Source organism: Pseudomonas putida, from assembly GCF_002741075.1.
Classification (GTDB): Bacteria; Pseudomonadota; Gammaproteobacteria; order Pseudomonadales; family Pseudomonadaceae; genus Aquipseudomonas; species Aquipseudomonas putida_T.
Map to the genome: position 1 here is coordinate 1 of NZ_CP016446.1, position 23,859 is coordinate 23,859.

Below are 23,859 nucleotides of genomic sequence, written 5' to 3' on the forward strand. Positions count from 1 at the left end.
GAATCTGCGAAGGAGTTTCCATGAGCGCTTATATCCTGAATCGTTTTCACATCTCCGCCATTCTCATGTTCACCTGCACCGGCAAGCCGGATGCGACCACCTACCAGATCCTTGCGGATCAAGGCCAGCAACTGCTTGACGAAAACATTCGCTCCGTGCGCACCCGCTACCCTGGCGAAACCTTCAAGGGCGAGCTGTTCGGCCTGGATGAAACTGTGCGCAAACCTACCCCGCTCGAAGCCCTCAAACTCATCCAGTGCTTGGAGTATCAGTCCAACCAAAACCCCGACTATTACGCTACCCAGGCATTCCGCACCCTGCATGAAATTCGCCGCATAGCTCAGTCCAAGCTGCCGGGCTGGGACCAGACAAGTTGGGATTTTGTCTGATGGCTGCGAATGCCCATCACGTAGCGCCGCCCATGTGGCGCTACTCCCTTCGATGGTGCCTGCCGCACCAGCCCTGCCCTGGCGACTTTGAGTTGCTGGTGATCGAGGCCCCAGCGGGGACGCGGATGCCGGAAGAAATGCACCAGGCATGGCAGCGCCGCCCCGTGGGTTACGGTGTTTGCCTGGACTTCCCCCAGTCCCGCGCCGTCAAGCGCTGGAGTGCCGAGGCCAAAGACCGGGTACGCAAGCAGAAGATGGCCAAGCGCATCGAGAAGGCCGCGCCGCTGTTCGCTGACGAGTTGATCGCCCGCGAGCTGGAGCAGCGCCCCGACTACTTCAAGGGGGAGTGAACCATGCTCAGTACGCAGATCCGCCCAGCACAGCCTGGGCTATTCACCGCCCAGGCCCTGGGCGTTGACGACTTCGAGCTAAGCCAGATCACCGCCGAGTTCAGCGCCATTAGCTCGGGCGAGCTGGAGCACCACTTGTTCGACGCGCCTAGGCCGTCCGAGATCGTGCGCCTGGCCGACAAGGTGGCCCGCCACACCCGGTCACACGGCTGGCTTGACCAGGCCGCCGCCCAAGCCCGCATTGCCGAATGGAAGCGCCACGCCTTCGCCCAGGGCGAAGGGCGGGCCAATGCCGACAAGGTAGTGCTGTCGCTGTTCGACCATACCGGGCAGTGGTCGCAGCCGTGGGAGGATGCCGGCTACCAGGTCCTGCGCTTCGACATACAGGACAACCCCGTTACCGGCGACGTAAACGAGTTCGGCGCCGGCTTCTTCGGTGACTGGTTTGGCGATTTCGACGGCCTGGATATCTACGCCATCCTCGCCGCGTGCCCGTGCACAGAATTCGCCACCAGTGGCGCCCGACACTTCGCAGCCAAAGATGCAGACGGGCGCACGGTTGCCGCCGTGCAGCTCGTTCACCAGACATTGCGCACCATTGAATATTTCCGGCCTGCCGTATGGGCCATCGAGAACCCGGTAGGTCGGATCGAAAAGCTGGGCGGCCTGCCGCCGTGGCGCCTAGCCTTCGACCCGCACCACCTGGGCGACCCGTACACGAAGAAAACCCTGCTTTGGGGCCGCTTCAATGCAAACCTGCCCATTGCCCCGGTCGAGGCCTCGGACGGCTCGAAGATGCACCGCAAGTTCGGCGGCAACCGCCTCGCCACCAAGAACGCCCGCAGCGCAACCCCGGAAGGGTTTTCCTACGGGTTCTTCATGGCCAACAACGCCCAGGACAACCCGGCGCTGGCCATAGCCTACAAATACGACCGACTCGACGCCGGCCTGCTACGCGCCGCGCTCGATGCTAATGTGAGCGCCCGCGAGATCGACGAGCTGGTGGCGGATGCTTACTACATGGACATGGACGATAGCGCTGCCGAGTCAGCGCTACGCCAAGCGATCTCTACACAGAACCCACCTACATAGGACTGCCGTTATGCCGAAACCGAAGCGCCCAAATATGACCCTGCGCGAGCAGGAGGATGCAGCCAAGATCCAGTGTTACGACTGGAACGCCCAGTACAAAGAAGGCGTGACAGTGACCTATGAAGAGTTGCTTGGCTCGGGCGAGTCGATCCAGACCAAAACCTGCGGTCGAGCATTCGTCATGTGCTGCGAACCGGTCATCATGGTGGAGGATGTTTCGGGCGCAGTGTCCCTGGACCACTGCACCGTTGTCGCAGAGGAAGCCGCGTAGATCCCGGCAAATGCCTGTGCAGTAAACGGTCGTTTTCTGCACACTTCAAAAAAAGCGCCCAGGGGCGTTTTTTTTGGGGCATAACTGTTAACTTTCTCGTAAACTTTTCAGTGTCTACATTAGGTGTACGGAAATTGCCATGATGAGCAAACCCATCCCGACCACGCTGTACGTGTACCGTTGCACCGCATGCGGCCATGCTGGCCAGCTACACCTGGCCGAAACCGCTGCCGAGTTGACGACCGCTTGTACATGTTGCGGGGCCGAGGTCGTGGCCGAGTGGGATGGCGGCGTGGTGCTATCGACCGACAAACCAGGCCAACCACATGGAGGTGACCATGCGTAACGGCAAAGACTCTTCAACCCTGGACATATTGACCGGAGGCCTGCGCATTGGGTACGCCCGAACCAGCAAGCAGGACCAGAACCTGGACCTACAGCGAGACGCGCTTGTCGCCGCTGGTTGTACGCGGATCTATGAGGAACAGATCAGCGGGGCCAGGGCCAACCGGCCCGAGCTGGAGCAGATGCTAAAAGCACTCCGCCCAGGGGATACCGTTGTCGTGTGGCAGCTTTCCCGCTTCGGTCGCAGCCTCTCCCACCTGCTCCAGCTCATGGCGCAACTGGAAGCCATGCAGGTTCGCTTTGAATCGCTCACCGAGCACATCGACACCAGCACGGCGGGCGGACGGATGCAGTTGAACGTCTTCGCCACCCTGGCGGAGTACGAACGCGAGCTAAACCGCGAACGGACCATGGCCGGCCTGGAGGCCGCCCGCGCACGTGGGCGCAAAGGGGGTCGCAAGCCGACGCTTGGAGCGAAGGAGATCCGCGATATCAAGATCCTGCTGGCCGATCCCTTGACGACCGTCAGCGACGTGGCCGCCAGGTTCAAAGTCAGCAGAACCACCATCTACAAGTATCTGAGCAAGGAGGCCCAGCATGTCGTCCAATGAGTTGTTTGATATCGATCCCGACCTGGCCACCTCGCCACTGCCGAAACGTCGCTCTGCGGCCAAAGCCCCCTTGGTCGGGCAGGACGCAATCAACATCGACAAGTGGCGCAAGCGCATTGAGGCCGAAGCCCGGCCAGGCGAAACCTACCAGCAGGCGGCGGAGCGGCTGAAACGCGAAGAGGCGAAGCAGCCGAAGGACAAGACACCAGGGCGCGAGGCGGTGAAGGCCTCAGCGGGCCGCAAGCAAGTTGTGGTGCTCGAAACGCAGCTCGATTTCTGGATTGCGACCGGCCTGCCGGCGATCCCCAAGGACGAGCGGCCTACAATGGAGCACCCGATCTACGCCGTGGAAGACGGAGACACCAGGCAGATCACCTACGAGCACAACGGGAACAAGATCGAGATCATTCCCAGCGTTGCCGGTCGGGCGACCCAGCATGACAAGGATATCGTGCTGTTTTGCGTGTCGAAGCTGGTGGCCGCGATCAACGCCGGCATAGCCGTATCACCGACTATCGAGACGACCGCTCACGAACTGTTGAGCTTCACGCGCAGCAGTACCAGCGAGCGCGGCTATGAGCTGCTTAGCAAGGCGTTCGACAGGCTCACCGGTACTCGCATGCGGGCCACCTTTGAATCGACGAAAGACCGTGACGGTAGCCGGCGCTGGGTGGGCCTGCTCGATGACGTGGAGATCATCACCAGGGGCGCCAAGAACCGCATGTGCGCCATTCGGATCAAGGTATCCGACACCACATTTAACGCTGCGAAAGCCATGGATGTGTTGACCATTCCGGGCGACTATTTCGGGCTACGCAGCGCCATCGCCAAACGCATCTATGAGCTTTGCCGAAAGCATTGCGGCGGCCAGGGCCAATGGAAGATCGGCCTGACTCTGCTGCAAAAGAAGGTCGGAAGCGCCCAGGCGGAAAAGAAGTTTCGCGCCAAGGTCAAGGAGCTGGCCGAGGCCGGCAGCTTGCTCGACTACTACATGACCTACCTGCCCGACGAAGACGCGGTGTTGTTCTTCAACAAGTCCGACGCCGGCAAAGCGGCCTTGCTCAAAGCCACGCGCAACGGTATCAAGACGCCACGCAAAGCAAAGGCCGCACCCGCTGCATGAGTCATGGCAATTCGTCACTCCAGGGACCGGAAGGGGTCAATCCACTGATGTGTAAGGGTTTTTCTCTATTGATTCATGCGTTCTTGAGCTGTACCGCAGCCCCTTCGGGGGCTTTATCTGCGCATTCGTCACTCCAGGGACCGCGCCCAATTTCGCGGCCTAGCCGGTTCGTCACTCCAGGGACCGCGATTCGTCACTCTAGGGACCGCCGATTCGTCACTTCGGGGACTGGGGTTCGTCACTCCAGGGACCGCCTATTTCGTCACTCCGGGGACCAGAACCACCCGCCAGCCCAGGTAAATCAAGGCCTCGCAAAACGCTAACAACGCGCGCGCGTATTAACCTTTTAACTTAAACCTTTAACGGCTCTGATTTGACTGAGCTTGTGGATAACTCACGGATAGCGTTCGACACCGGCACCGTGCACGCGCCACGGGATCACTCCGGGTTGTCCTGATTGCCCCACTGGTACTCCCACACGGGGTCGTCTCAGAAAACGGAAAATAAAGCACGCTAAGCCGGTTGCAGCGGCCGTAGCGGCCTGAACTTGCCCGCGCCGATCTTGGCGCTGCTGCGCCAGAGGTAATCGCCGGTCAGGTTGATGTGCTCCCAGCCGAGCGGCGACAGGTACTGCAACAGGCCGTCATCGACGGCTTGACCGTGGCCACGCAAGGCGTTCGCGGCCCGCTCCAGATAGACCGTGTTCCATAGCACGATGGCCGCCGTCACCAGGTTGAGGCCGCTGGCCCGGTAGCGCTGCTGCTCGAAGCTGCGGTCGCGGATTTCCCCCAGGCGGTTGAAGAACACGGCGCGGGCCAGCGCGTTGCGCGCCTCGCCTTTGTTCAGCCCGGCATGCACGCGGCGGCGCAGCTCGACGCTTTGCAGCCAGTCCAGGATGAACAGTGTGCGCTCGATGCGTCCCAGCTCACGCAGGGCGACGGCCAGGCCGTTCTGGCGCGGGTAGCTGCCAAGCTTCCTGAGCATCAGCGAGGCCGTCGCCGTGCCCTGCTTGATCGAGGTGGCCATCCGCAGGATTTCATCCCAATGGGCGCGGACGTGCTTGATGTTGAGCGTGCCGCCGATCATCGGTTTCAACGCCTCGTAGGTGGCATCGCCCTTCGGGATGTAGAGCTTGGTGTCGCCCAGGTCACGAATGCGCGGGGCGAAGCGGAAGCCCAGCAGGTGCATCAACGCGAAGACGTGGTCCGTGAACCCTGCCGTGTCGGTGTAGTGCTCCTCGATCCGCAGGTCGGATTCGTGATACAGCAGGCCGTCGAGCACGTAGGTCGAGTCGCGCACGCCGACGTTCACGACCTTGGTGTGGAACGGCGCGTACTGGTCGGAGATATGGGTGTAGAACGTCCGCCCTGGGCTGCTGCCGTATTTCGGATTGATGTGGCCGGTGCTCTCGGCCTTGCTGCCGGTGCGGAAGTTCTGGCCGTCCGACGATGACGTGGTGCCGTCGCCCCAATGCTCGGCGAAGGGATGTCGGAACTGCGGGTTGACCAGCTCGGCCAGTGCCGCCCCGTAGGTTTCGTCGCGGATGTGCCAGGCTTGCAGCCAGGCCAGCTTGGCGTAGGTCGTGCCGGGGCACGATTCCGCCATCTTGGTCAGGCCCAGGTTGATCGCGTCGGCGAGGATCGTGGTCAGCAACAGGTTTTTGTCCTTGGCCAGGTCGCCTGACTTCAGGTGGGCGAAGTGCCGGGTGAAGCCCGTCCATTCGTCTACCTCCAGCAGCAATTCGGTGATCTTGACGTGCGGTAGGATCATCGCCGTCTGGTCGATCAGGGCCTGTGCGGTATCGGGCACCGCCGCATCGAGCGGCGTGATCTTCAGGCCCGACTCCGTGATGATGGCGTCCGGCAGCTCGTTGGCCAGCGCCATGCGGTTGACGGTGGCGAGCTGCGTTTCCAGCAGCGTCAGCCGGTCATGCAGGTACTGGTCGCAATCGGTGGCCACGGCCAGCGGCAATTCGCTGGCCTGCTTGAGGCTGGCGAATTTCGCGGGCGGCACCAGGTAGTCCTCGAAGTCCTTGAACTGGCGCGAGCCTTGCACCCAGATGTCGCCGGAGCGCAGCGCGTTCTTCAGCTCCGACAGCGCGCACAGTTCGTAGTAGCGCCGGTCGATGCCGGTGTCGGTCATCACCAGCTTCTGCCAGCGCGGCTTGATGAACTCGGTCGGCGCGTCGGTGGGCACCTTGCGGGCGTTGTCGCTGTTCATGCTGCGCAGCACCTCGATGGCGTCGAGTACGTCCTTGGCGGCGGGCGCGGCCCGCAACTTGAGCACGTCGAGAAATTCCGGCGCGTAGCGGCGCAGCGTGGCGTAGCTCTCGCCGATGCGGTGCAGGAAATCGAAGTCCTCGGGTTGCGCGAGCCGCTGCGCTTCGGTGACGCTCTCGGCGAAAGCATCCCAGGACATGACGGCCTCGATGGCGGCGAACGGATCGCGGCCCGCTTGCTTGGCCTCGATCAGCGCCTGGCCGATGCGCCCGAACAGCCGCACCTTGGCATTGATCGCCTTGCCGGATGCCTGGAACTGCTGCTGATGCTTGTTCTTGGCGGCATTGAACAGCTTGCCCAGGATGCGGTCATGCAGGTCGATGATTTCGTCGGTGACGGTGGCCATGCCCTCGATGGCGAGCGCCACCAGGGTCGCGTAACGCCGCTGCGGCTCGAACTTCGCCAGGTCGGCGGGCGTCATCTGGCCGCCCTCGCGGGCGATCTTGAGCAGCCGGTTCTGGTGAACCAGCCGCTCGATGCCGGAGGGCAGGTCGAGCGCCTGCCACGCCTTGAGGCGTTCGATGTGTTCCAGCATGTGCCGCGAGTTCGGTTTGACCGGGGATTGCCGCTGTTAGAAACACCGGTTAATGAGAACACACATAGATATTGCGAATTTGCTTCGGTAAATGAGAGCGCCGATGCGGCCAATCGAGCACTAAGCGTTCCCGCTATGAGGTTTCTGCCGAATCCAAGACTGCTGGACGGTAGGGAATACTTCGGCACGAAGTGGATGAGTCGTAAGTGATTGATTTTGCTTGCGACCTCAAGATTAGAGCCCACACCTTTGTTACCAAGCGAGGATGCTGCACCTTCGTTCTCAAATAGCGTTGGGACAGTTCTCATTTATCGCTGATTTTCACAGCCGCAGCCAGGCCAGCCACGTCGTCTTGCCGTTGTCGCGGCGCTTGAGCAGATCGTCGAGGCGACGGCGATGCACGTCCGTCAGCGGCTCAGCCAAGGCGTCGTAGAGACGCCGGTTGGCGCGGGTAATCGCTTCGGCGCTCGCCCGCTCGACGGCGTTGAGGGCGGGCACAATGACCGACTGCCGCCGCAGGTGCTCGATCAAGGCTCTGGCCAGCACGATGCCCTTGTCGGTTTGCATGGCCAGCTCGGTCAGCAACTGGACAGCCTGCCGGTAGTGGCCAATCGTGAACGGCTGGAAGCCGAACACCGTTTGCAGCTCGACCAGGTGCTCGCGTCGGGTCTGCTCACGCTGCCCGTACTCGTCCCAGCTTTCGATGCCGACCTTGAGCTGGTTGGCGACCAGTCTCAGCAATGGCGGGAACGGTGGCTCATCAGCGCCAAGGATGACGCCGGGAAAGCGCAGGTAGCAGAGCTGCACCGCGAAGCCCAGCCGATTGGCCGGGCCGCGCCGCTGCCGGATGATGGAGAGGTCGCTTTCGCTGAACGTGTAGTGACGGGCTCTGTTGCAAAGATTGGCGGCAGTCAGAGGTAGGCTGTCGCTCTGCGCCGATCAGGCGGCTGCTGCGAAATGGTGGTTGAGCATGCCCATGGCCTCCGTCAGCGCCGAGGGCCCAATGCCAAAAGCTCTCTCCACAAGGCGCACCTCGCCCCTGATGCCGGGCTGCAGGCACCAGGGGCGAGCCTGTCCTTTGCGCAGGGCTCGCATGACTTCGAATCCCTTGATCGTGGCATAGGCCGTGGGGATCGATTTGAAACCGCGCACCGGCTTGATCAGTATCTTGAGCTTTCCGTGATCGGCCTCGATCACGTTATTGAGATACTTCACCTGCCGGTGGGCCGTCTCCCGGTCCAGCTTTCCTTCGCGCTTCAATTCGGTGATCGCTGCACCATAGCTCGGCGCTTTGTCGGTATTGAGCGTGGCAGGCTTTTCCCAGTGCTTCAGGCCTCGCAGGGCCTTGCCCAGGAACCGCTTCGCTGCCTTGGCGCTGCGGGTCGGCGACAGGTAGAAATCGATCGTGTCGCCCCGCTTGTCGACTGCCCGGTACAGGTAGGTCCACTTGCCCCGCACCTTGACGTAGGTTTCATCCAGGCGCCAGCTCGGATCAAAGCCACGCCGCCAGAACCAGCGCAGCCGCTTCTCCATCTCCGGGGCGTAGCACTGGACCCAGCGATAGATCGTCGTATGGTCGACCGAAATGCCGCGTTCCGCCAGCATTTCCTCAAGGTCGCGATAGCTGATCGGATAGCGACAATACCAGCGCACCGCCCACAGGATCACATCACCCTGGAAATGGCGCCACTTGAAATCCGTCATCGTTCCGTCCGTCCAATCTCCGCCAAGCATGCTCAAGCTTCACGATTTTTGCAACAGAGCCCCCTTGAGTATTGAGCATAGTCGAGATTGGTGCAGATCACTTCTGATATTGAACTGTCAGGAGCTGGCTGCACAACAGCCATTACGCCCAATCAACTGGTGCAGTCGTCTTCTGAAAATGACATTTGGTATCTCTCATAAACGGATGTTTTTGAGAGAACTATCTTCGGCCTTCACACGCACGAAAGGCGGCGAAGCTCCGCCGTTAATCCGTCCGCCGGAGATCTCGCCCAGGCAGGCTGAAGGCCGAGCAAGCCTGACAGGCCCGAAAAGCCCGGCACGGGCGTCGGCGGCGATGACGGCGGCGGCATTATCCAGGGTTGATGATGGAAGTGGAGGATATCGACAACCTCTCGCGCAACCAAGACATCGCGGTCGGACTGCAAGTGATCTTGAAGCCACGGGCCCGTCCCACCCCGACATGGACCTCGATGCCCGAACGGACGTTAGATTTCGAGTTCTAGGCGTTCTGCGATGAAGGTTGGATCCCAGCCGGGATTGAAAGTGTCGACGTGGGTGAATCCGAGCCGCTCGTATAGGCCACGCAGGTTCGGGTGGCAGTCGAGCCGCAGCTTGGCGCACCCCTGCGTTCGCGCGGCATGGCGGCAAGCCTCGATCAGCGCGGAGCTGACACCCCGGCCCGCATGTGTCCGTCGCACCGCGAGCTTGTGCAGATATGCGGCCTCCCCCTTGAGGGCGTCGGGCCAGAACTCGGGATCCTCGGCCGACAAGGTGCAACAGCCGACGATGCCGTCGCTGCAACTCGCGACTAGGAGCTCGGATCTCAGGACGAAGGTCTCCGCGAATGTCCGGTCGATCCGCGCGACGTCCCAGGCGGGCGTTCCCTTGGCGGACATCCACGCCGCAGCGTCGTGCATCAGCCGCACAACCTCGTCGATATCACCCGAGCAGGCGACCCGAACGTTCGGAGGCTCCTCGCTGTCCATTCGCTCCCCTGGCGCGGTATGAACCGCCGCCTCATAGTGCAGTTTGATCCTGACGAGCCCAGCATGTCTGCGCCCACCTTCGCGGAACCTGACCAGGGTCCGCTAGCGGGCGGCCGGAAGGTGAATGCTAGGCATGATCTAACCCTCGGTCTCTGGCGTCGCGACTGCGAAATTTCGCGAGGGTTTCCGAGAAGGTGATTGCGCTTCGCAGATCTCCAGGCGCGTGGGTGCGGACGTAGTCAGCGCCATTGCCGATCGCGTGAAGTTCCGCCGCAAGGCTCGCTGGACCCAGATCCTTTACAGGAAGGCCAACGGTGGCGCCCAAGAAGGATTTCCGCGACACCGAGACCAATAGCGGAAGCCCCAACGCCGACTTCAGCTTTTGAAGGTTCGACAGCACGTGCAGCGATGTTTCCGGTGCGGGGCTCAAGAAAAATCCCATCCCCGGATCGAGGATGAGCCGGTCGGCAGCGACCCCGCTCCGTCGCAAGGCGGAAACCCGCGCCTCGAAGAACCGCACAATCTCGTCGAGCGCGTCTTCGGGTCGAAGGTGACCGGTGCGGGTGGCGATGCCATCCCGCTGCGCTGAGTGCATAACCACCAGCCTGCAGTCCGCCTCAGCAATATCGGGATAGAGCGCAGGGTCAGGAAATCCTTGGATATCGTTCAGGTAGCCCACGCCGCGCTTGAGCGCATAGCGCTGGGTTTCCGGTTGGAAGCTGTCGATTGAAACACGGTGCATCTGATCGGACAGGGCGTCTAAGAGCGGCGCAATACGTCTGATCTCATCGGCCGGCGATACAGGCCTCGCGTCCGGATGGCTGGCGGCCGGTCCGACATCCACGACGTCTGATCCGACTCGCAGCATTTCGATCGCCGCGGTGACAGCGCCGGCGGGGTCTAGCCGCCGGCTCTCATCGAAGAAGGAGTCCTCGGTGAGATTCAGAATGCCGAACACCGTCACCATGGCGTCGGCCTCCGCAGCGACTTCCACGATGGGGATCGGGCGAGCAAAAAGGCAGCAATTATGAGCCCCATACCTACAAAGCCCCACGCATCAAGCTTTTGCCCATGAAGCAACCAGGCAATGGCTGTAATTATGACGACGCCGAGTCCCGACCAGACTGCATAAGCAACACCGACAGGGATGGATTTCAGAACCAGAGAAAGAAAATAAAATGCGATGCCATAACCGATTATGACAACGGCGGAAGGGGCAAGCTTAGTAAAGCCCTCGCTAGATTTTAATGCGGATGTTGCGATTACTTCGCCAACTATTGCGATAACAAGAAAAAGCCAGCCTTTCATGATATATCTCCCAATTTGTGTAGGGCTTATTATGCACGCTTAAAAATAATAAAAGCAGACTTGACCTGATAGTTTGGCTGTGAGCAATTATGTGCTTAGTGCATCTAACACCTGAATTAAGCCGACCCGCGAAGCGGGTTCGGCTTGAATGCTGTAATGGACTCCCCCCGCACCACCCTTCTATACCAAGCATCGTGGTGGCTGAAATTGGGAGAGTCGGTATGAAACGCATTGCAGTTGATCTGGCCAAATCCGTTTACCAAGTTGCCGAGAGTGTCCGTTCCGGCCAGGTGGTGCAGCGCAAGCGGCTGAACCGAGAGGCGTTCCGGCGATATATACAGGAGCAGGCCGAACCGGTCGAGTGGGTGATGGAGGCCTGTGGCACGGCCCACTACTGGGGACGTGTAGCGCAAGCCCTGGGGCATCAGGTGAGGCTACTGCATCCGCGCTACGTGCGGCCCTATCGCCGCCGCAACAAGACCGACCGCAATGACTGCGACGCCATGCTCGAAGCGGCACGCTGCACCGATATTCATCCCGTGCCGGTGAAAAGCCACAGCCAGCAACAGCTGCAACAGTTGCACGGGCTGCGGGAAACCTGGAAGAAAAGCCGCACCCAGCGGATCAACCTGCTGCGCGGTCTATTGCGTGAAGCCGGTATCGAGGCCCCCGCCTCGACCGCCGCCTTCATCCGCGCCGCCAGCGAGCGGGTTGACCAGCCCGAGCTCGCGCCCCTGAGCCGTCTGCTGCATATCGTCCTGGCCGAAATCAACCTGTATGAGCAGTGCATGGCCGAGTGCGAGCAGCAGCTCAAACGCTGGCATGCCGACGATGACATCGTACGCAAGCTGGATGAGGTCAGCGGCATTGGGCTGCTGACCGCCAGCGCCCTGACAGCCGCCGTTGGCAGGCCCGAGCGCTTTGCCAGTGGTCGCCAGCTCAGTGCCTGGCTGGGCATGACCCCGCGCGAGTTCAGCAGTGGCGAGCGCCGCAAGCTCGGCCACATCAGCCGACAGGGCAACGTCTATGTGCGTACCCTGCTAATCCATGGCTCACGGGCAGCCTTGCTGGCTGCACAACGCTGTCAGGCACGTACCCCGGAAAAGCTGACGCAGCTGCAACGCTGGGCCGTGGCAACGGCGGCGCGCATCGGCCACAACAAGGCTGCGGTAGCCCTGGCCAACAAACTGGTGCGGATCTGCTGGGCCGTGTGGTGCCATGAGCGGCGCTTCAATGGCAATTGGCAAAGCACAAAGCCCGCCTGACGGCGGGGGGTAATCAGAACGGCAAGATGGTTTTCTGGTGGTTGTGGTGAACAGCAGCACTGTCGGAACAGGCGAGTCCTGCAGCGGAATAAGGCCGATAACAATCATGATCCGCGTGATCGATTGAACGCTTGGCCCCCGCTGCGCGAACTACAGATTGGCCAGGGCAAGAAAGCCCACAACAGGCCGGATATACGAATGCAACCGCGCTGACGACAGGTGCAAAAGCAATGCTTTGCTCACCACTTGTGGGGAGAGTCCATATATGAATTGTTAGACATCACTGGCATGGCACCAAGCAATTTAGTGGCTTCATGTTTCACGAAGTGAACGAACGCCGCCAACTGATCCGCGCGTGAGGCCAAGCAATCTTCTCCTTGTCCAAGATAAGCCTGCCGGGCTTCAAGCAGTACGGGCTTATGTTGATCTGGCAGACGCTCAATTGCCCAGTTGGCAACGATATCCTTCGGTGCGATCTTGCCGGTTGCTGCGCTGTACCAAATGCGAGACAAGGTAAGCACTACATTCCGCTCATCGCCTTCCCAATCCGGCTGCGAATTCCATAGTTTCAGAGTGTCGCTCAATGCCTTGAATAGATCGCCTTCCGGAACTGGGTTAAAGAAATCCTCTGCGGCCGAACCTGCCAATGCAAGGCTATGCTGCCTTACTTTAGTTAGCAGAATAGCCAGATCAACATCGGTTGTGGCGGGCTCGAAGATGCCCGCAAGAATGTCCTTACGCTGCCACTCCCCGAATTGCAGTTCCCGTCTGGCCGGATAACGCCAAGGGACAACATCACCATGCACGACGATGGTAACTTCCAAGGCGCGGAGAGCCTCACTTTGGCCAGGGGAGGCAGAAATTTCCAAGAGATCTACGACCAGGGCTTGTCGGACAGTCTCATCGAGCTGTGCAGCCACAGTAACCAGCAAATCAATATCACTGTATGGCTTCAGGCCACCGTCCAGTGCAGAGCCGTACAAATGCACGGCCAGCAACGTTGATTCCAGATGACGCTCGATGGCGTTGAGAGCCAGTGATAGCTGTACCGAAATCTCGGCGGGTACTGCGTTACTCATGATGTCTAACGCCCGCTTAAGTGGTGAGCAACGCTACCACAACACTCAATTATTACACCGTAAATACAAAAGCCAATTCAAACTAAAACCGCCAAACGTTGCGAATCCGTCTTAAAGCGTTTGTTATGTGCGTAGCCGAATCTTGCGCTTAGTCAGGAACAATGATTACCCCTAATTGCTCCAGTAACTGTTCCTGTTGCCACGAGCATATTTTTACACCCGTAAGATCAATCTTTCGAGGATCTAAACCATAAAGCTCTGAATGGCTTAAATCACAGCCTTGTACTCTAAACTGTTCCCAGCAGTCTTCCGAAAAAACACCACGGCTTAAATCTGATTCTTTAAATGAAGCGCCTCGAAGATTTGCACCAATCCATCTATTTTCGAACAGGTCACATTTTTCAATAAGCTGCTGCTCAAAATTGGCATAGGATAAGTTACAACCTGTTATGTATGCAGAACAAAAGTACATTTTATTCGAAACCTGATTTACAAAACTAACTTGACTAAAATTTGCTCCTTTAAGATCACAATCTCTCAGTTCAATACCAAAGCAATTTGCCCCCTTAAAATGGGACATTGAAAGCTGACAGTTTTTAAATGAAGCATCTCGAAGATCAGCATAAGAAAAATCGCACCCTTCCAATGCCCCCTGCTCTATGAAAGTACAGTTAATGAACTGTGTATCTCGGAGGTTTGAGCGCTTAAAATTACAATGTATAAAAGTACAATTGCTAAAGATATGTTCTTGCAAGTCCTGATGTGAGAAGTTCACTTGATTATATAATTGCTTTGATTTTTCCATGCTGTGGCTCCAAAAAACATTTGATTTGAAGACTATCATTTACCTGAAAGTTCTCAACAAAAACAAAACCAATAAAAACAGAAACTTAAAACACCCCGTTTTAGCCAAAATAAGGCATCAAAACGGCATTTTAAAGGTGGCTAATTCGAAACGACCGATGCGGCCAGCCAGAAGAAAGTTTCAGTGAATCTGGCTTGTTTTAGAGAAAGCACATAACGCCGAGCTAAGCGGCAGTTTTTAAGTTGTGGTTTTGTGGAATACTTTTGCGCAGCAAAACCACAAAACTGCGACTTAAAAACTGTCCAAGGAGCGTAGCGACTGGTGCTTGAGCGACTTGTTAGAAATTTATTTGCTGAGCTGTGATGTTTTTTTACTGTCATTTAGCCCTTTAACAGCCTGCTCCCATGTACGCTTCAAGAGTGATGCATTTCCTATTTCACTATGGCTTGGAATAACCAGTTTTGCGTTGCTATATTTAGACATTAACTTTCTAGCAGAATTTGGCCAAGCTTCTAAATTTGCGTCACCCAAATACCCAAGACCGTCTGGCTTAACAAAACAACCACCGAATAATATTTTCTTACTAGGTATCCACACGACCTCGTTATCCTGTGTATGCCCTGGCCCCGGATAAAAAACTTCAATTTTGTTTTTAACTAGCCAAAAACTAACTGCATTAAAAGAGTTTTTAGCTTGCGCCTTGCCGTCTTTTTTTAGAAGTTCATTTGTTAATTCAGATGCATATGTAGGAATAGAATTTTTATTTAGCCATTCTATGCCGCCGGAACTGTCACTATGAAAATGTGTTGAGAAACTAGCCCCTATAGTAAAGTTACGCTCTTCAAACCACTTTACTAGCCGCTCAGTATCTATAGCCAAAACTGGCGTATCAATTATATATGCCTTACGATCATCAATAACTACCAACCCATGTTTTTCATAAATATTTCCCTGATACTCTAGATAAGATGTGTGAAGATAGATTCCTTCTTCTAGCTTTTCAACTTTTATTTCTGGCAATACCTCTTCTGCAACAGCAAAATTTAAAATACTAAGCAAGCATAAAGCTAACGATATTCTCATTTTTATTCCTTTCTAACTTTGTTTTAGGGCGACTGCCCTGCTGCGTAACATCGTTGCTGCTCCATAACATCAAACATCGACCCACGGCGTAACGCGCTTGCTGCTTGGATGCCCGAGGCATAGACTGTACAAAAAAACAGTCATAACAAGCCATGAAAACCGCCACTGCGCCGTTACCACCGCTGCGTTCGGTCAAGGTTCTGGACCAGTTGCGTGAGCGCATACGCTACTTGCATTACAGCTTACGAACCGAACAGGCTTATGTCCACTGGGTTCGTGCCTTCATCCGTTTCCACGGTGTGCGTCACCCGGCAACCTTGGGCAGCAGCGAAGTCGAGGCATTTCTGTCCTGGCTGGCGAACGAGCGCAAGGTTTCGGTCTCCACGCATCGTCAGGCATTGGCGGCCTTGCTGTTCTTCTACGGCAAGGTGCTGTGCACGGATCTGCCCTGGCTTCAGGAGATCGGAAGACCTCGGCCGTCGCGGCGCTTGCCGGTGGTGCTGACCCCGGATGAAGTGGTTCGCATCCTCGGTTTTCTGGAAGGCGAGCATCGTTTGTTCGCCCAGCTTCTGTATGGAACGGGCATGCGGATCAGTGAGGGTTTGCAACTGCGGGTCAAGGATCTGGATTTCGATCACGGCACGATCATCGTGCGGGAGGGCAAGGGCTCCAAGGATCGGGCCTTGATGTTACCCGAGAGCTTGGCACCCAGCCTGCGCGAGCAGCTGTCGCGTGCACGGGCATGGTGGCTGAAGGACCAGGCCGAGGGCCGCAGCGGCGTTGCGCTTCCCGACGCCCTTGAGCGGAAGTATCCGCGCGCCGGGCATTCCTGGCCGTGGTTCTGGGTTTTTGCGCAGCACACGCATTCGACCGATCCACGGAGCGGTGTCGTGCGTCGCCATCACATGTATGACCAGACCTTTCAGCGCGCCTTCAAACGTGCCGTAGAACAAGCAGGCATCACGAAGCCCGCCACACCGCACACCCTCCGCCACTCGTTCGCGACGGCCTTGCTCCGCAGCGGTTACGACATTCGAACCGTGCAGGATCTGCTCGGCCATTCCGACGTCTCTACGACGATGATTTACACGCATGTGCTGAAAGTTGGCGGTGCCGGAGTGCGCTCACCGCTTGATGCGCTGCCGCCCCTCACTAGTGAGAGGTAGGGCAGCGCAAGTCAATCCTGGCGGATTCACTACCCCTGCGCGAAGGCCATCGGTGCCGCATCGAACGGCCGGTTGCGGAAAGTCCTCCCTGCGTCCGCTGATGGCCGGCAGCAGCCCGTCGTTGCCTGATGGATCCAACCCCTCCGCTGCTATAGTGCAGTCGGCTTCTGACGTTCAGTGCAGCCGTCTTCTGAAAACGACAACGGCCCTATCCAGACGCACGGGAGCCGGTTTTCAGGGTGTACGGATAGGGTATACCCTAACTGGATGTCAGGAAAGGCCGCGCCGCACCGTCAGAATAGAGTCTACTTTCATATTCTTTGACACCTGCTTGCCAAGGTCACAGATTTCAGCCTGACAAATTCAAGGCTTAGGGCGCAATGGAACCAAAAACCAACGTAAGCCCTGCCGCCCATCCAGCCCATGGAGGCATCTTGCAGGGACAACGCATCGGTTACGTCCGGGTCAGCAGTTACGACCAGAACCCGGAACGCCAACTTGAGCAGGTCGAGATCGGCAAGCTGTTCACCGACAAAGCCTCGGGCAAGGACACCCAGCGTCCACAGCTGGAGGCCATGCTCGGTTTCGTCCGCGAAGGCGATACCGTGGTGGTGCACAGCATGGATCGCCTGGCACGAAACCTCGATGATTTGCGCCGCCTGGTGCAGAAGCTGACCAAGCGCGGTGTGCGCATCGAGTTCTTGAAGGAAGGCCTGGTGTTCACCGGCGAGGACTCGCCGATGGCCAACCTCATGTTGTCGGTCATGGGGGCCTTCGCCGAGTTCGAGCGCGCCCTGATCCGTGAGCGGCAGCGCGAAGGCATCGCCCTGGCCAAGCAGCGCGGCGCGTACCGGGGCCGCAAGAAGGCCCTGTCCGACGAGCAGGCTGCTACCCTGCGGCAGCGGGCGGCTGCCGGCGAGCCCAAGGCGCAGCTTGCCCGCGAGTTCAACATCAGCCGGGAAACCCTCTACCAGTACCTCCGCACGGACGACTGATACATGCCGCGTCGCTTGATCCTCTCGGCCACGGAGCGGGACACCCTGCTTGCGTTGCCGGAAAGCCAGGATGACCTGATCCGCTACTACACCTTCAACGATTCCGACCTGTCGCTGATCCGTCAGCGGCGCGGCGACGCCAACCGCCTGGGCTTCGCGGTGCAGCTCTGCCTGCTGCGCTACCCCGGCTATGCGCTGGGCACCGACAGCGAGCTGCCCGAGCCGGTCATCCTGTGGGTGGCCAAGCAGGTTCAGGCCGAGCCGGCGAGCTGGGCGAAGTACGGCGAGCGGGACGTGACTCGCCGCGAGCACGCCCAGGAACTGCGCACCTACCTGCAACTGGCTCCATTCGGCCTGTCGGACTTCCGCGTCCTGGTGCGCGAATTGACCGAGCTGGCCCAGCAAACCGACAAGAGCTTGCTGCTGGCCGGTCAGGCGCTGGAGAGCCTGCGGCAGAAGCGGCGCATCCTGCCGGCGCTGAGCGTGATCGACCGGGCCTGCTCGGAGGCCATTGCGCGGGCCAATCGGCGGGTCTACCGCGCCCTGGTCGAACCACTCACGGACTCGCATCGGGCCAAGCTGGACGAGCTGTTGAAGCTCAAGGCCGGCAGCAGCATCACCTGGTTGACCTGGCTGCGACAGGCACCGCTGAAACCCAACTCCCGGCACATGCTTGAACACATCGAGCGGCTGAAGACATTTCAGCTGGTGGACTTGCCCGAAGGCCTGGGCCGGCACATCCACCAGAACCGCCTGCTCAAGCTGGCCCGCGAGGGTGGGCAGATGACGCCCAAAGACCTCGGCAAGTTCGAGCCGCAGCGACGTTACGCGACCCTGGCCGCCGTGGTGCTGGAGAGCACCGCGACCGTGATTGATGAACTGGTCGATTTGCATGACCGTATCCTGGTCAAGCTGTTCAGCAGCGCGAAGCACAAGCATCAGCAGCAGTTCCAGAAGCAGGGCAAGGCGATCAACGACAAGGTGCGCCTGTACTCAAAAATCGGCCAGGCTCTGCTGGAAGCCAAGGAAAGCGGCAGCGATCCCTACGCGGCCATCGAGGCGGTGATTCCCTGGGATGAGTTCACCGAGAGCGTCAGCGAGGCCGAGCTGCTGGCCCGGCCGGAGGGCTTCGATCATCTGCACCTGGTCGGCGAGAACTTCGCCACCCTGCGCCGCTACACGCCGGCCCTGCTGGAGGTACTGGAACTGCGCGCCGCACCGGCCGCGCAAGGCGTGCTGGCAGCCGTGCAGACCCTGCGCGAGATGAACGCCGACAACTTGCGCAAGGTGCCGGCCGATGCGCTCACAGACTTCATCAAGCCGCGCTGGAAGCCGCTGGTGATCACCCCGGAAGGCCTCGACCGGCGCTTCTACGAAATCTGCGCCCTGTCCGAACTGAAAAATGCCCTGCGCTCCGGCGACATCTGGGTCAAAGGCTCGCGGCAGTTCCGCGACTTCGACGACTATCTGCTGCCGGCAGAGAAGTTCGCCGCGCTCAAGCACGAGCAGGCCCTGCCCCTGGCGATCAACCCGAACAGCGACCAGTACCTGGAAGAGCGTTTACAGCTGCTGGACGAGCAGTTGGCCATCGTCACCCGCCTGGCCAAGGACAACGAGTTGCCCGATGCCATCCTCACCGAGTCCGGGCTGAAGATCACCCCACTGGATTCTGCGGTGCCGGATCGGGCGCAGGCGCTGATCGACCAGACCAGCCAGTTGCTGCCGCGCATCAAGATCACCGAACTGCTGATGGACGTGGACGACTGGACGGGCTTCAGCCGCCACTTCACCCACCTGAAGGACGGTGCCGAGACCAAAGACCGGACGTTGCTGCTGTCCGCAATCCTCGGTGATGCGATCAACCTCGGGCTGACCAAGATGGCCGAGTCGAGCCCCGGCCTGACCTACGCCAAGCTGTCCTGGCTGCAAGCCTGGCACATCCGCGACGAAACCTACTCGGCGGCCCTGGCCGAGCTGGTCAACCACCAGTACCACCATGCCTTCGCCGCCCACTGGGGCGACGGCACCACCTCATCCTCCGATGGCCAGCGCTTCCGCGCAGGCGGCCGGGGCGAAAGCACCGGGCACGTCAACCCGAAGTACGGCAGCGAGCCGGGACGGCTGTTCTACACCCACATCTCCGACCAGTACGCGCCGTTCAGCACCCGCGTGGTGAATGTCGGCGTGCGCGATTCCACCTATGTGCTCGACGGCTTGCTGTACCACGAGTCCGATCTACGGATCGAGGAGCACTACACCGACACGGCCGGCTTCACCGATCACGTCTTTGCCCTGATGCACCTGCTGGGCTTCCGCTTCGCGCCACGCATCCGCGACCTCGGCGAAACCAAACTGTACGTGCCGCAGGTCGTGCAGGCCTACCCGACGCTGCGCCCGCTGATCGGCGGCACCCTGAACATCAAGCACGTCCGCGCCCATTGGGACGACATCCTGCGCCTGGCCAGCTCGATCAAGCAGGGCACGGTCACCGCCTCGCTGATGCTGCGCAAGCTCGGCAGCTATCCGCGCCAGAACGGCCTGGCCGTGGCCCTGCGCGAGCTGGGCCGGATCGAGCGCACGCTGTTCATCCTCGACTGGTTGCAGAGCGTCGAGCTGCGCCGCCGCGTGCATGCCGGATTGAACAAGGGGGAAGCGCGCAACTCCCTGGCCAGGGCGGTGTTCTTCAACCGCCTCGGTGAGATCAGGGATCGGAGCTTCGAGCAGCAGCGCTATCGGGCCAGCGGCCTCAACCTGGTGACGGCGGCCATCGTGCTGTGGAACACGGTGTACCTGGAGCGCGCCACCCAGGCGATGGGCGACACGGGCAAGCCGGTAGACGGCGAGCTGCTGCAATACCTGTCGCCGCTGGGCTGGGAGCACATCAACCTGACTGGCGATTACGTCTGGCGGCAGAGCCGCAGGCTGGAAGACGGTAAGTTCCGCCCGCTACGAATGCCCGGAAAACCTTAGCGTACGATTTTTTCCGAATTCTGCGGGCTCCCCCACACCAGTCCAGCGCGGCGTTGCTCATAGTCAAACGGCTTGATGATCCCCGAAACGAACAGGGCCGACAGCAAGCCCTGCGCCATGCCGTAGTAGACCGTGCGGTCGTGGCTCATGCCGTCCGGGCAGTCATTCTTAGGAGGCAACGGTGCGAAGGGTGGCTGGTCGTCATACATGGCAGCAACTCCTATGGAGGCGGGGCATTGAAGTATAGGAGGGTGGAATCGAACGGCTGCTGCGCTCTGGTGCGGTGGCTCGCCCGCCGCGCTGGAGCGGAGCCAACAAGGCCAACTGGCCGCGTTAGGCTGTATTGTATTTTGTAGTATGTTGTATAATACTACACGCTACAACATACAAAGGAGCACGCCCCATGGCACTCACCAAGGAAATGATCTGGAAGGCCGCCGACGAACTGGACGCTGACGGCACTAAGCCCACCCTGGCCAACGTGCGCAAGCGCCTGGGTGGCGTCGGCAGCTTTACGACCATTCAGGAGGCCATGAGCGAGTGGAAGAACCGCAAGCAGCAAGAGGCCCAGCCACTCATCGACCCACCACCACCTGCCCTGGCCCAGTTGCTGGAGAACTTCGGCGCCGATATCTGGAACCTGGCCCGTGTTGCTGCCGACCAGGCCCTGGACGGAAAGCGCCGAGTGATCGAAGAGAATGCCGCGCAGATCCGCGAGCAGGCCGAGGAAGCGATTGCCCTAGCTGATAGCATGGATGCAGAGCTGCACGACCTGCGCGCCAAGATCGCGGGCCTGGAGGAAACCGCAGCGCTGTACCGCGAGCTACAGGCCAACTATCACGCCCTGGAAGAACGTGCCGAGCTGGAGTTGAAGCACCAGAAGGACCACAGCGCCCAGGAGATCCACCGGGCTGTCACCAGGGCCAACGAAAAGGACTCCGAAGCTATCGAGGCACGCAAGAGCGAACGCCAGGCCCTGGACCGCGCAGCACGCGCCGAAGGTCAGGTAGAGGCTCTGGAAAAACAGCTTGGCCTGGCTAAGAAGGGCAAGTAACCCACAAACGAAAGGGAGATCAATCACATGGATAGCACTAATCTGGATTGGCTTTGCCGCGTGGCTGGCTTATCACGGCCCCATGCAAGAGACGGGCTTCGATTGGCTACTGTTCGCCTTTGTCGTAGTCATTCCCAAAGGCTTTCGGGGCGCTCTGTACGCCTCGACGGCGCCTCAAAACAGATTCAGCGAGGGTTACAGCGCCAAGGATAAGCGCCTGCCATTGTACTGGGTTTTAACCCTGCTCTTGTTCGCTATCAACCTGGGCCGAACCATCACCGACTTAATGAGTTGATCGGTATCAGCACTTCCCCAAGCCCGCGATGCGGGCTTTTTCTTGCGTGCGCCAGGCATGGCGCGTTGCGCGTTAGCGCAACTCGTTTGGCTGTGGTGGCCAAGCGGGTGACTTGGAGGTGAAAGTCCTCTACACACCCGGCAAGGGGAAGTGTTAGCCAGAGGCAAGGGTGTCGCGGGCGACTGCGAATCTGAAGGAAGCCCGAGGCAAAATGCTGGCCTGACGAACAGGAAGCGGATCAGGCGGCGTAGCGGGGTAAGACGGCGCAAATCGTCAAAGCCCAATACTTGCACGGAACGCTACGACGTAGATCCGACAGGCATAAGCAGGAAGGTCGCGCGAATTACCCTGGGAGATCTGCACGTTTGCCACGGTGCTACCGCGCGTCGAGAGGCGACGGGATGAGCGTGCAGAAGTCAGCCGAAGCCGTAATAAGTGGCGGTTAACCAAGCCACCAAGGGCCGAACAGGTTATGCCGCCAGTAGGCGTCACTGTCTCGTGGGTAGCCGTAATGCAGAAATTTCCCGTCCAGGAAACTGTCACCCCGAGTCCCGGCCAGAAGCCGAGGATGATGCCTGACAGTGCAAAGGTGCCGACGACGTCATCGACGTGGACGAACGCGGAGCCGGACACGCTAATGGAGCGGGTGCTTGCACCGGCCAACCTCAGGCGTGCGTATAAACGTGTAGTCAGCAATAAGGGAGCGCCGGGTGCCGATGGCATGACGGTCGCCGACTTGGCGGGCTATGTGAACCAGTATTGGCCGATCCTCAAAGCCCGGCTGCATGCCGGTGAATACCATCCCCAAGCCGTGCGGGCGGTCGAAATCCCCAAACCGCAAGGCGGTAGCCGGCAACTGGGTATTCCCAGTGTCGTGGATCGCCTGATCCAGCAGGCTTTGCTACAACAACTTACGCCCCTCTTCGATCCGCTGTTCTCGGACTACAGCTACGGCTTTCGTCCGGGCAGAAGTGCTCACCAAGCCGTCGAGATGGCCCGTGCCCATGTGGCTTCGGGGCACCGGTGGTGCGTGGAAATCGATCTGGAGAAGTTCTTCGATCGGGTCAATCACGACATCCTGATGGCGTGTATCGAACGCCGTATCGAAGACAAGAGTGTGCTCAGACTGATCCGTCGCTACCTTGAGGCCGGGGTCATGTTGGGCGGGATCGTCAGCCAACGGCAAGAGGGGACGCCGCAAGGCGGGCCACTTTCGCCGTTGTTATCGAATATCCTGCTCGATGAACTTGACCGCGAACTGGAGCGGCGGGGCCATCGCTTCGTGCGCTATGCCGATGACGCGAACATGTATGTGCGCAGTTCTCGGGCTGGCGAACGGGTACTGGCCAGTGTCGAGCGCTTCCTGAAACAACGTTTGAAACTGACGGTGAATCAGAAGAAGAGTCGAGTCGCGAGAGCCTGGAAGTGTGACTACTTGGGCTATGGGATGAGCTGGCATCAGCAGCCAAGGCTGCGGGTGGCAACGATGAGCCTGGGTCGCCTGCGCGACCGGCTCGCAGGGCTGCTACGCGGTGCACGGGGTCGCAAGGTGATGAATACCATCGAGCGGATAAACCCTGTACTACGAGGCTGGGCGGGTTACTTCAAGCTCAGCCAGAGCAAACGGCCACTTGAGGAGCTGGATGGCTGGATCAGGCACAAACTCCGCTGTGCCATCTGGCGCCAATGGAAGCAGCCCTCTACGAGGGCGCGCAACCTGATGCGTCTGGGCTTAAGCGAAGAGCGTGCCTGTAAATCGGCCTATAACGGCCGAGGCCCGTGGTGGAACTCGGGGGCGCCACATATGAATCAGGCGCTGCCGAAGAAGCTATGGGATCGACTCGGACTGGTCTCGATACTGGATACGATCAACCGGCTTAGCCGCATAGCTTGAACCGCCGTGTACGGAACCGTACGCACGGTGGTGTGAGAGGACGGCGGGTGTGAATCCGCCTCCTACTCGATCTGCCGGCAGCCGCCCGCCACTCGCACCGGACAGACTCGGGCAAGCCTCGCTAGTCAGCCACACGCACCAGGCTCTACGAAGATTCAGGGATTCTTGGGGAGGGATTACAGGAGGGCCAGAAATGGCGAAGCCCGCTGCACAGCAATGCAAAACGGGCTTCTAGTGCT

General features: G+C 59.4%; 20 protein-coding genes and 3 pseudogenes. 12 read left to right on the forward strand and 11 right to left on the reverse strand.

Features of this window, described 5'->3' with window-relative positions; all coding sequences use genetic code 11:
• Window positions 1-20 precede the first annotated feature (20 nt).
• The 6 genes from IEC33019_RS00005 to IEC33019_RS00035 all read left to right on the forward strand — a co-directional run bounded on the left by IEC33019_RS00005 (window position 21) and on the right by IEC33019_RS00035 (window position 4,181).
• Entirely contained in the window at window positions 21-389 is a 369-nt protein-coding gene (locus IEC33019_RS00005) for a hypothetical protein (RefSeq protein ID WP_015272386.1), read from the forward strand.
• Window positions 389-739: a hypothetical protein gene (locus IEC33019_RS00010; protein ID WP_019692581.1), complete on the forward strand. Its 351-nt coding sequence runs from the start codon at window positions 389-391 to the stop codon at window positions 737-739. The genes IEC33019_RS00005 and IEC33019_RS00010 overlap by 1 nt, the downstream gene beginning before the upstream one ends.
• 3 nt (window positions 740-742) lie before the next feature.
• Window positions 743-1,831: a DNA cytosine methyltransferase gene (locus IEC33019_RS00015; protein ID WP_015272388.1), complete on the forward strand. Its 1,089-nt coding sequence runs from the start codon at window positions 743-745 to the stop codon at window positions 1,829-1,831.
• Window positions 1,832-1,841: 10 nt separating this feature from the next.
• Window positions 1,842-2,102, forward strand: coding sequence for a hypothetical protein (locus IEC33019_RS00020; protein ID WP_015272389.1), 261 nt, complete (start codon window positions 1,842-1,844; stop codon window positions 2,100-2,102).
• Between the two features lie 338 nt (window positions 2,103-2,440).
• Window positions 2,441-3,058 (forward strand): recombinase family protein, encoded by a 618-nt coding sequence (locus IEC33019_RS00030; protein WP_015272392.1) that lies wholly within the window; start codon window positions 2,441-2,443, stop codon window positions 3,056-3,058.
• Window positions 3,045-4,181: a replication initiator protein A gene (locus IEC33019_RS00035; protein WP_015272393.1), complete on the forward strand. Its 1,137-nt coding sequence runs from the start codon at window positions 3,045-3,047 to the stop codon at window positions 4,179-4,181. Before IEC33019_RS00030 ends, IEC33019_RS00035 begins: the two co-directional genes overlap by 14 nt.
• 513 nt (window positions 4,182-4,694) lie before the next feature.
• Here the strand turns inward: IEC33019_RS00035 and IEC33019_RS00040 are convergent.
• The 7 genes and pseudogenes from IEC33019_RS00040 to IEC33019_RS00075 all read right to left on the reverse strand — a co-directional run.
• Window positions 4,695-7,028: pseudogene (locus IEC33019_RS00040) on the reverse strand (Tn3-like element ISPa38 family transposase); the annotation flags it as partial.
• Window positions 7,029-7,325: 297 nt separating this feature from the next.
• Window positions 7,326-7,910 (reverse strand): annotated as a pseudogene (locus IEC33019_RS00045) (DUF4158 domain-containing protein); the annotation flags it as partial.
• Between the two features lie 24 nt (window positions 7,911-7,934).
• Complete coding sequence (locus IEC33019_RS00050; protein ID WP_001389365.1) at window positions 7,935-8,699, reverse strand: IS6-like element IS6100 family transposase; 765 nt, start codon at window positions 8,697-8,699, stop codon at window positions 7,935-7,937.
• 117 nt (window positions 8,700-8,816) lie between these two features.
• A pseudogene (locus IEC33019_RS27660) lies at window positions 8,817-8,885 on the reverse strand (hypothetical protein); the annotation flags it as partial.
• A 320-nt stretch (window positions 8,886-9,205) separates the two neighbouring features.
• Entirely contained in the window at window positions 9,206-9,706 is a 501-nt protein-coding gene (locus IEC33019_RS00060; protein WP_000376623.1) for a GNAT family N-acetyltransferase, read from the reverse strand.
• Between the two features lie 127 nt (window positions 9,707-9,833).
• Window positions 9,834-10,673: a sulfonamide-resistant dihydropteroate synthase Sul1 gene (sul1, locus tag IEC33019_RS00070; RefSeq protein ID WP_000259031.1), complete on the reverse strand. Its 840-nt coding sequence runs from the start codon at window positions 10,671-10,673 to the stop codon at window positions 9,834-9,836.
• Window positions 10,667-11,014: a quaternary ammonium compound efflux SMR transporter QacE delta 1 gene (locus IEC33019_RS00075; RefSeq protein WP_000679427.1), complete on the reverse strand. Its 348-nt coding sequence runs from the start codon at window positions 11,012-11,014 to the stop codon at window positions 10,667-10,669. Before IEC33019_RS00075 ends, sul1 begins: the two co-directional genes overlap by 7 nt.
• Before the next feature lie 221 nt (window positions 11,015-11,235).
• On the opposite strand from IEC33019_RS00075, the gene IEC33019_RS00080 reads away from it, so the two are divergent.
• Window positions 11,236-12,279, forward strand: a complete 1,044-nt coding sequence (locus tag IEC33019_RS00080) for an IS110 family transposase (RefSeq protein ID WP_096862040.1) — start codon at window positions 11,236-11,238, stop codon at window positions 12,277-12,279.
• A gap of 239 nt (window positions 12,280-12,518) precedes the next feature.
• Here IEC33019_RS00080 and IEC33019_RS00085 read toward each other — a convergent pair whose 3' ends face one another.
• The 3 genes from IEC33019_RS00085 to IEC33019_RS00095 all read right to left on the reverse strand — a co-directional run bounded on the left by IEC33019_RS00085 (window position 12,519) and on the right by IEC33019_RS00095 (window position 15,246).
• Window positions 12,519-13,358 (reverse strand): AadA family aminoglycoside 3''-O-nucleotidyltransferase, encoded by an 840-nt coding sequence (locus IEC33019_RS00085; RefSeq protein WP_096862041.1) that lies wholly within the window; start codon window positions 13,356-13,358, stop codon window positions 12,519-12,521.
• A gap of 148 nt (window positions 13,359-13,506) precedes the next feature.
• Window positions 13,507-14,163 carry a quinolone resistance pentapeptide repeat protein QnrVC1 gene (locus IEC33019_RS00090; RefSeq protein ID WP_000415714.1) on the reverse strand — a complete coding sequence of 219 codons (657 nt, stop codon included), beginning with the start codon at window positions 14,161-14,163 and terminating at the stop codon, window positions 13,507-13,509.
• 345 nt (window positions 14,164-14,508) lie between these two features.
• Complete coding sequence (locus IEC33019_RS00095; protein WP_099592735.1) at window positions 14,509-15,246, reverse strand: subclass B1 metallo-beta-lactamase BIM-1; 738 nt, start codon at window positions 15,244-15,246, stop codon at window positions 14,509-14,511.
• 152 nt (window positions 15,247-15,398) lie between these two features.
• Here IEC33019_RS00095 and intI1 point away from each other — a divergent pair, with 152 nt between their 5' ends.
• The 3 genes from intI1 to IEC33019_RS00115 all read left to right on the forward strand — a co-directional run bounded on the left by intI1 (window position 15,399) and on the right by IEC33019_RS00115 (window position 20,377).
• Window positions 15,399-16,412, forward strand: a complete 1,014-nt coding sequence (gene intI1 / locus IEC33019_RS00100; RefSeq protein WP_000845048.1) for a class 1 integron integrase IntI1 — start codon at window positions 15,399-15,401, stop codon at window positions 16,410-16,412.
• Between the two features lie 434 nt (window positions 16,413-16,846).
• Entirely contained in the window at window positions 16,847-17,407 is a 561-nt protein-coding gene (locus IEC33019_RS00110; protein WP_015648284.1) for a recombinase family protein, read from the forward strand.
• A 3-nt stretch (window positions 17,408-17,410) separates the two neighbouring features.
• Complete coding sequence (locus IEC33019_RS00115) at window positions 17,411-20,377, forward strand: Tn3-like element TnAs1 family transposase (RefSeq protein WP_027590725.1); 2,967 nt, start codon at window positions 17,411-17,413, stop codon at window positions 20,375-20,377.
• Here the strand turns inward: IEC33019_RS00115 and IEC33019_RS00120 are convergent.
• The gene (locus IEC33019_RS00120; protein ID WP_099592737.1) at window positions 20,374-20,586 is read right to left on the reverse strand and encodes a hypothetical protein; all 213 of its coding nucleotides are present in this window, start codon (window positions 20,584-20,586) and stop codon (window positions 20,374-20,376) included. The genes IEC33019_RS00115 and IEC33019_RS00120 overlap by 4 nt on opposite strands.
• A gap of 194 nt (window positions 20,587-20,780) precedes the next feature.
• Between IEC33019_RS00120 and IEC33019_RS00125 the strand changes: the two genes are divergently transcribed.
• Window positions 20,781-21,431 carry a DNA-binding protein gene (locus IEC33019_RS00125; RefSeq protein WP_015272395.1) on the forward strand — a complete coding sequence of 217 codons (651 nt, stop codon included), beginning with the start codon at window positions 20,781-20,783 and terminating at the stop codon, window positions 21,429-21,431.
• Window positions 21,432-22,198: 767 nt separating this feature from the next.
• Window positions 22,199-23,620, forward strand: a complete 1,422-nt coding sequence (ltrA, locus tag IEC33019_RS00135) for a group II intron reverse transcriptase/maturase (RefSeq protein WP_099592740.1) — start codon at window positions 22,199-22,201, stop codon at window positions 23,618-23,620.
• Window positions 23,621-23,859: the final 239 nt, after the last annotated feature.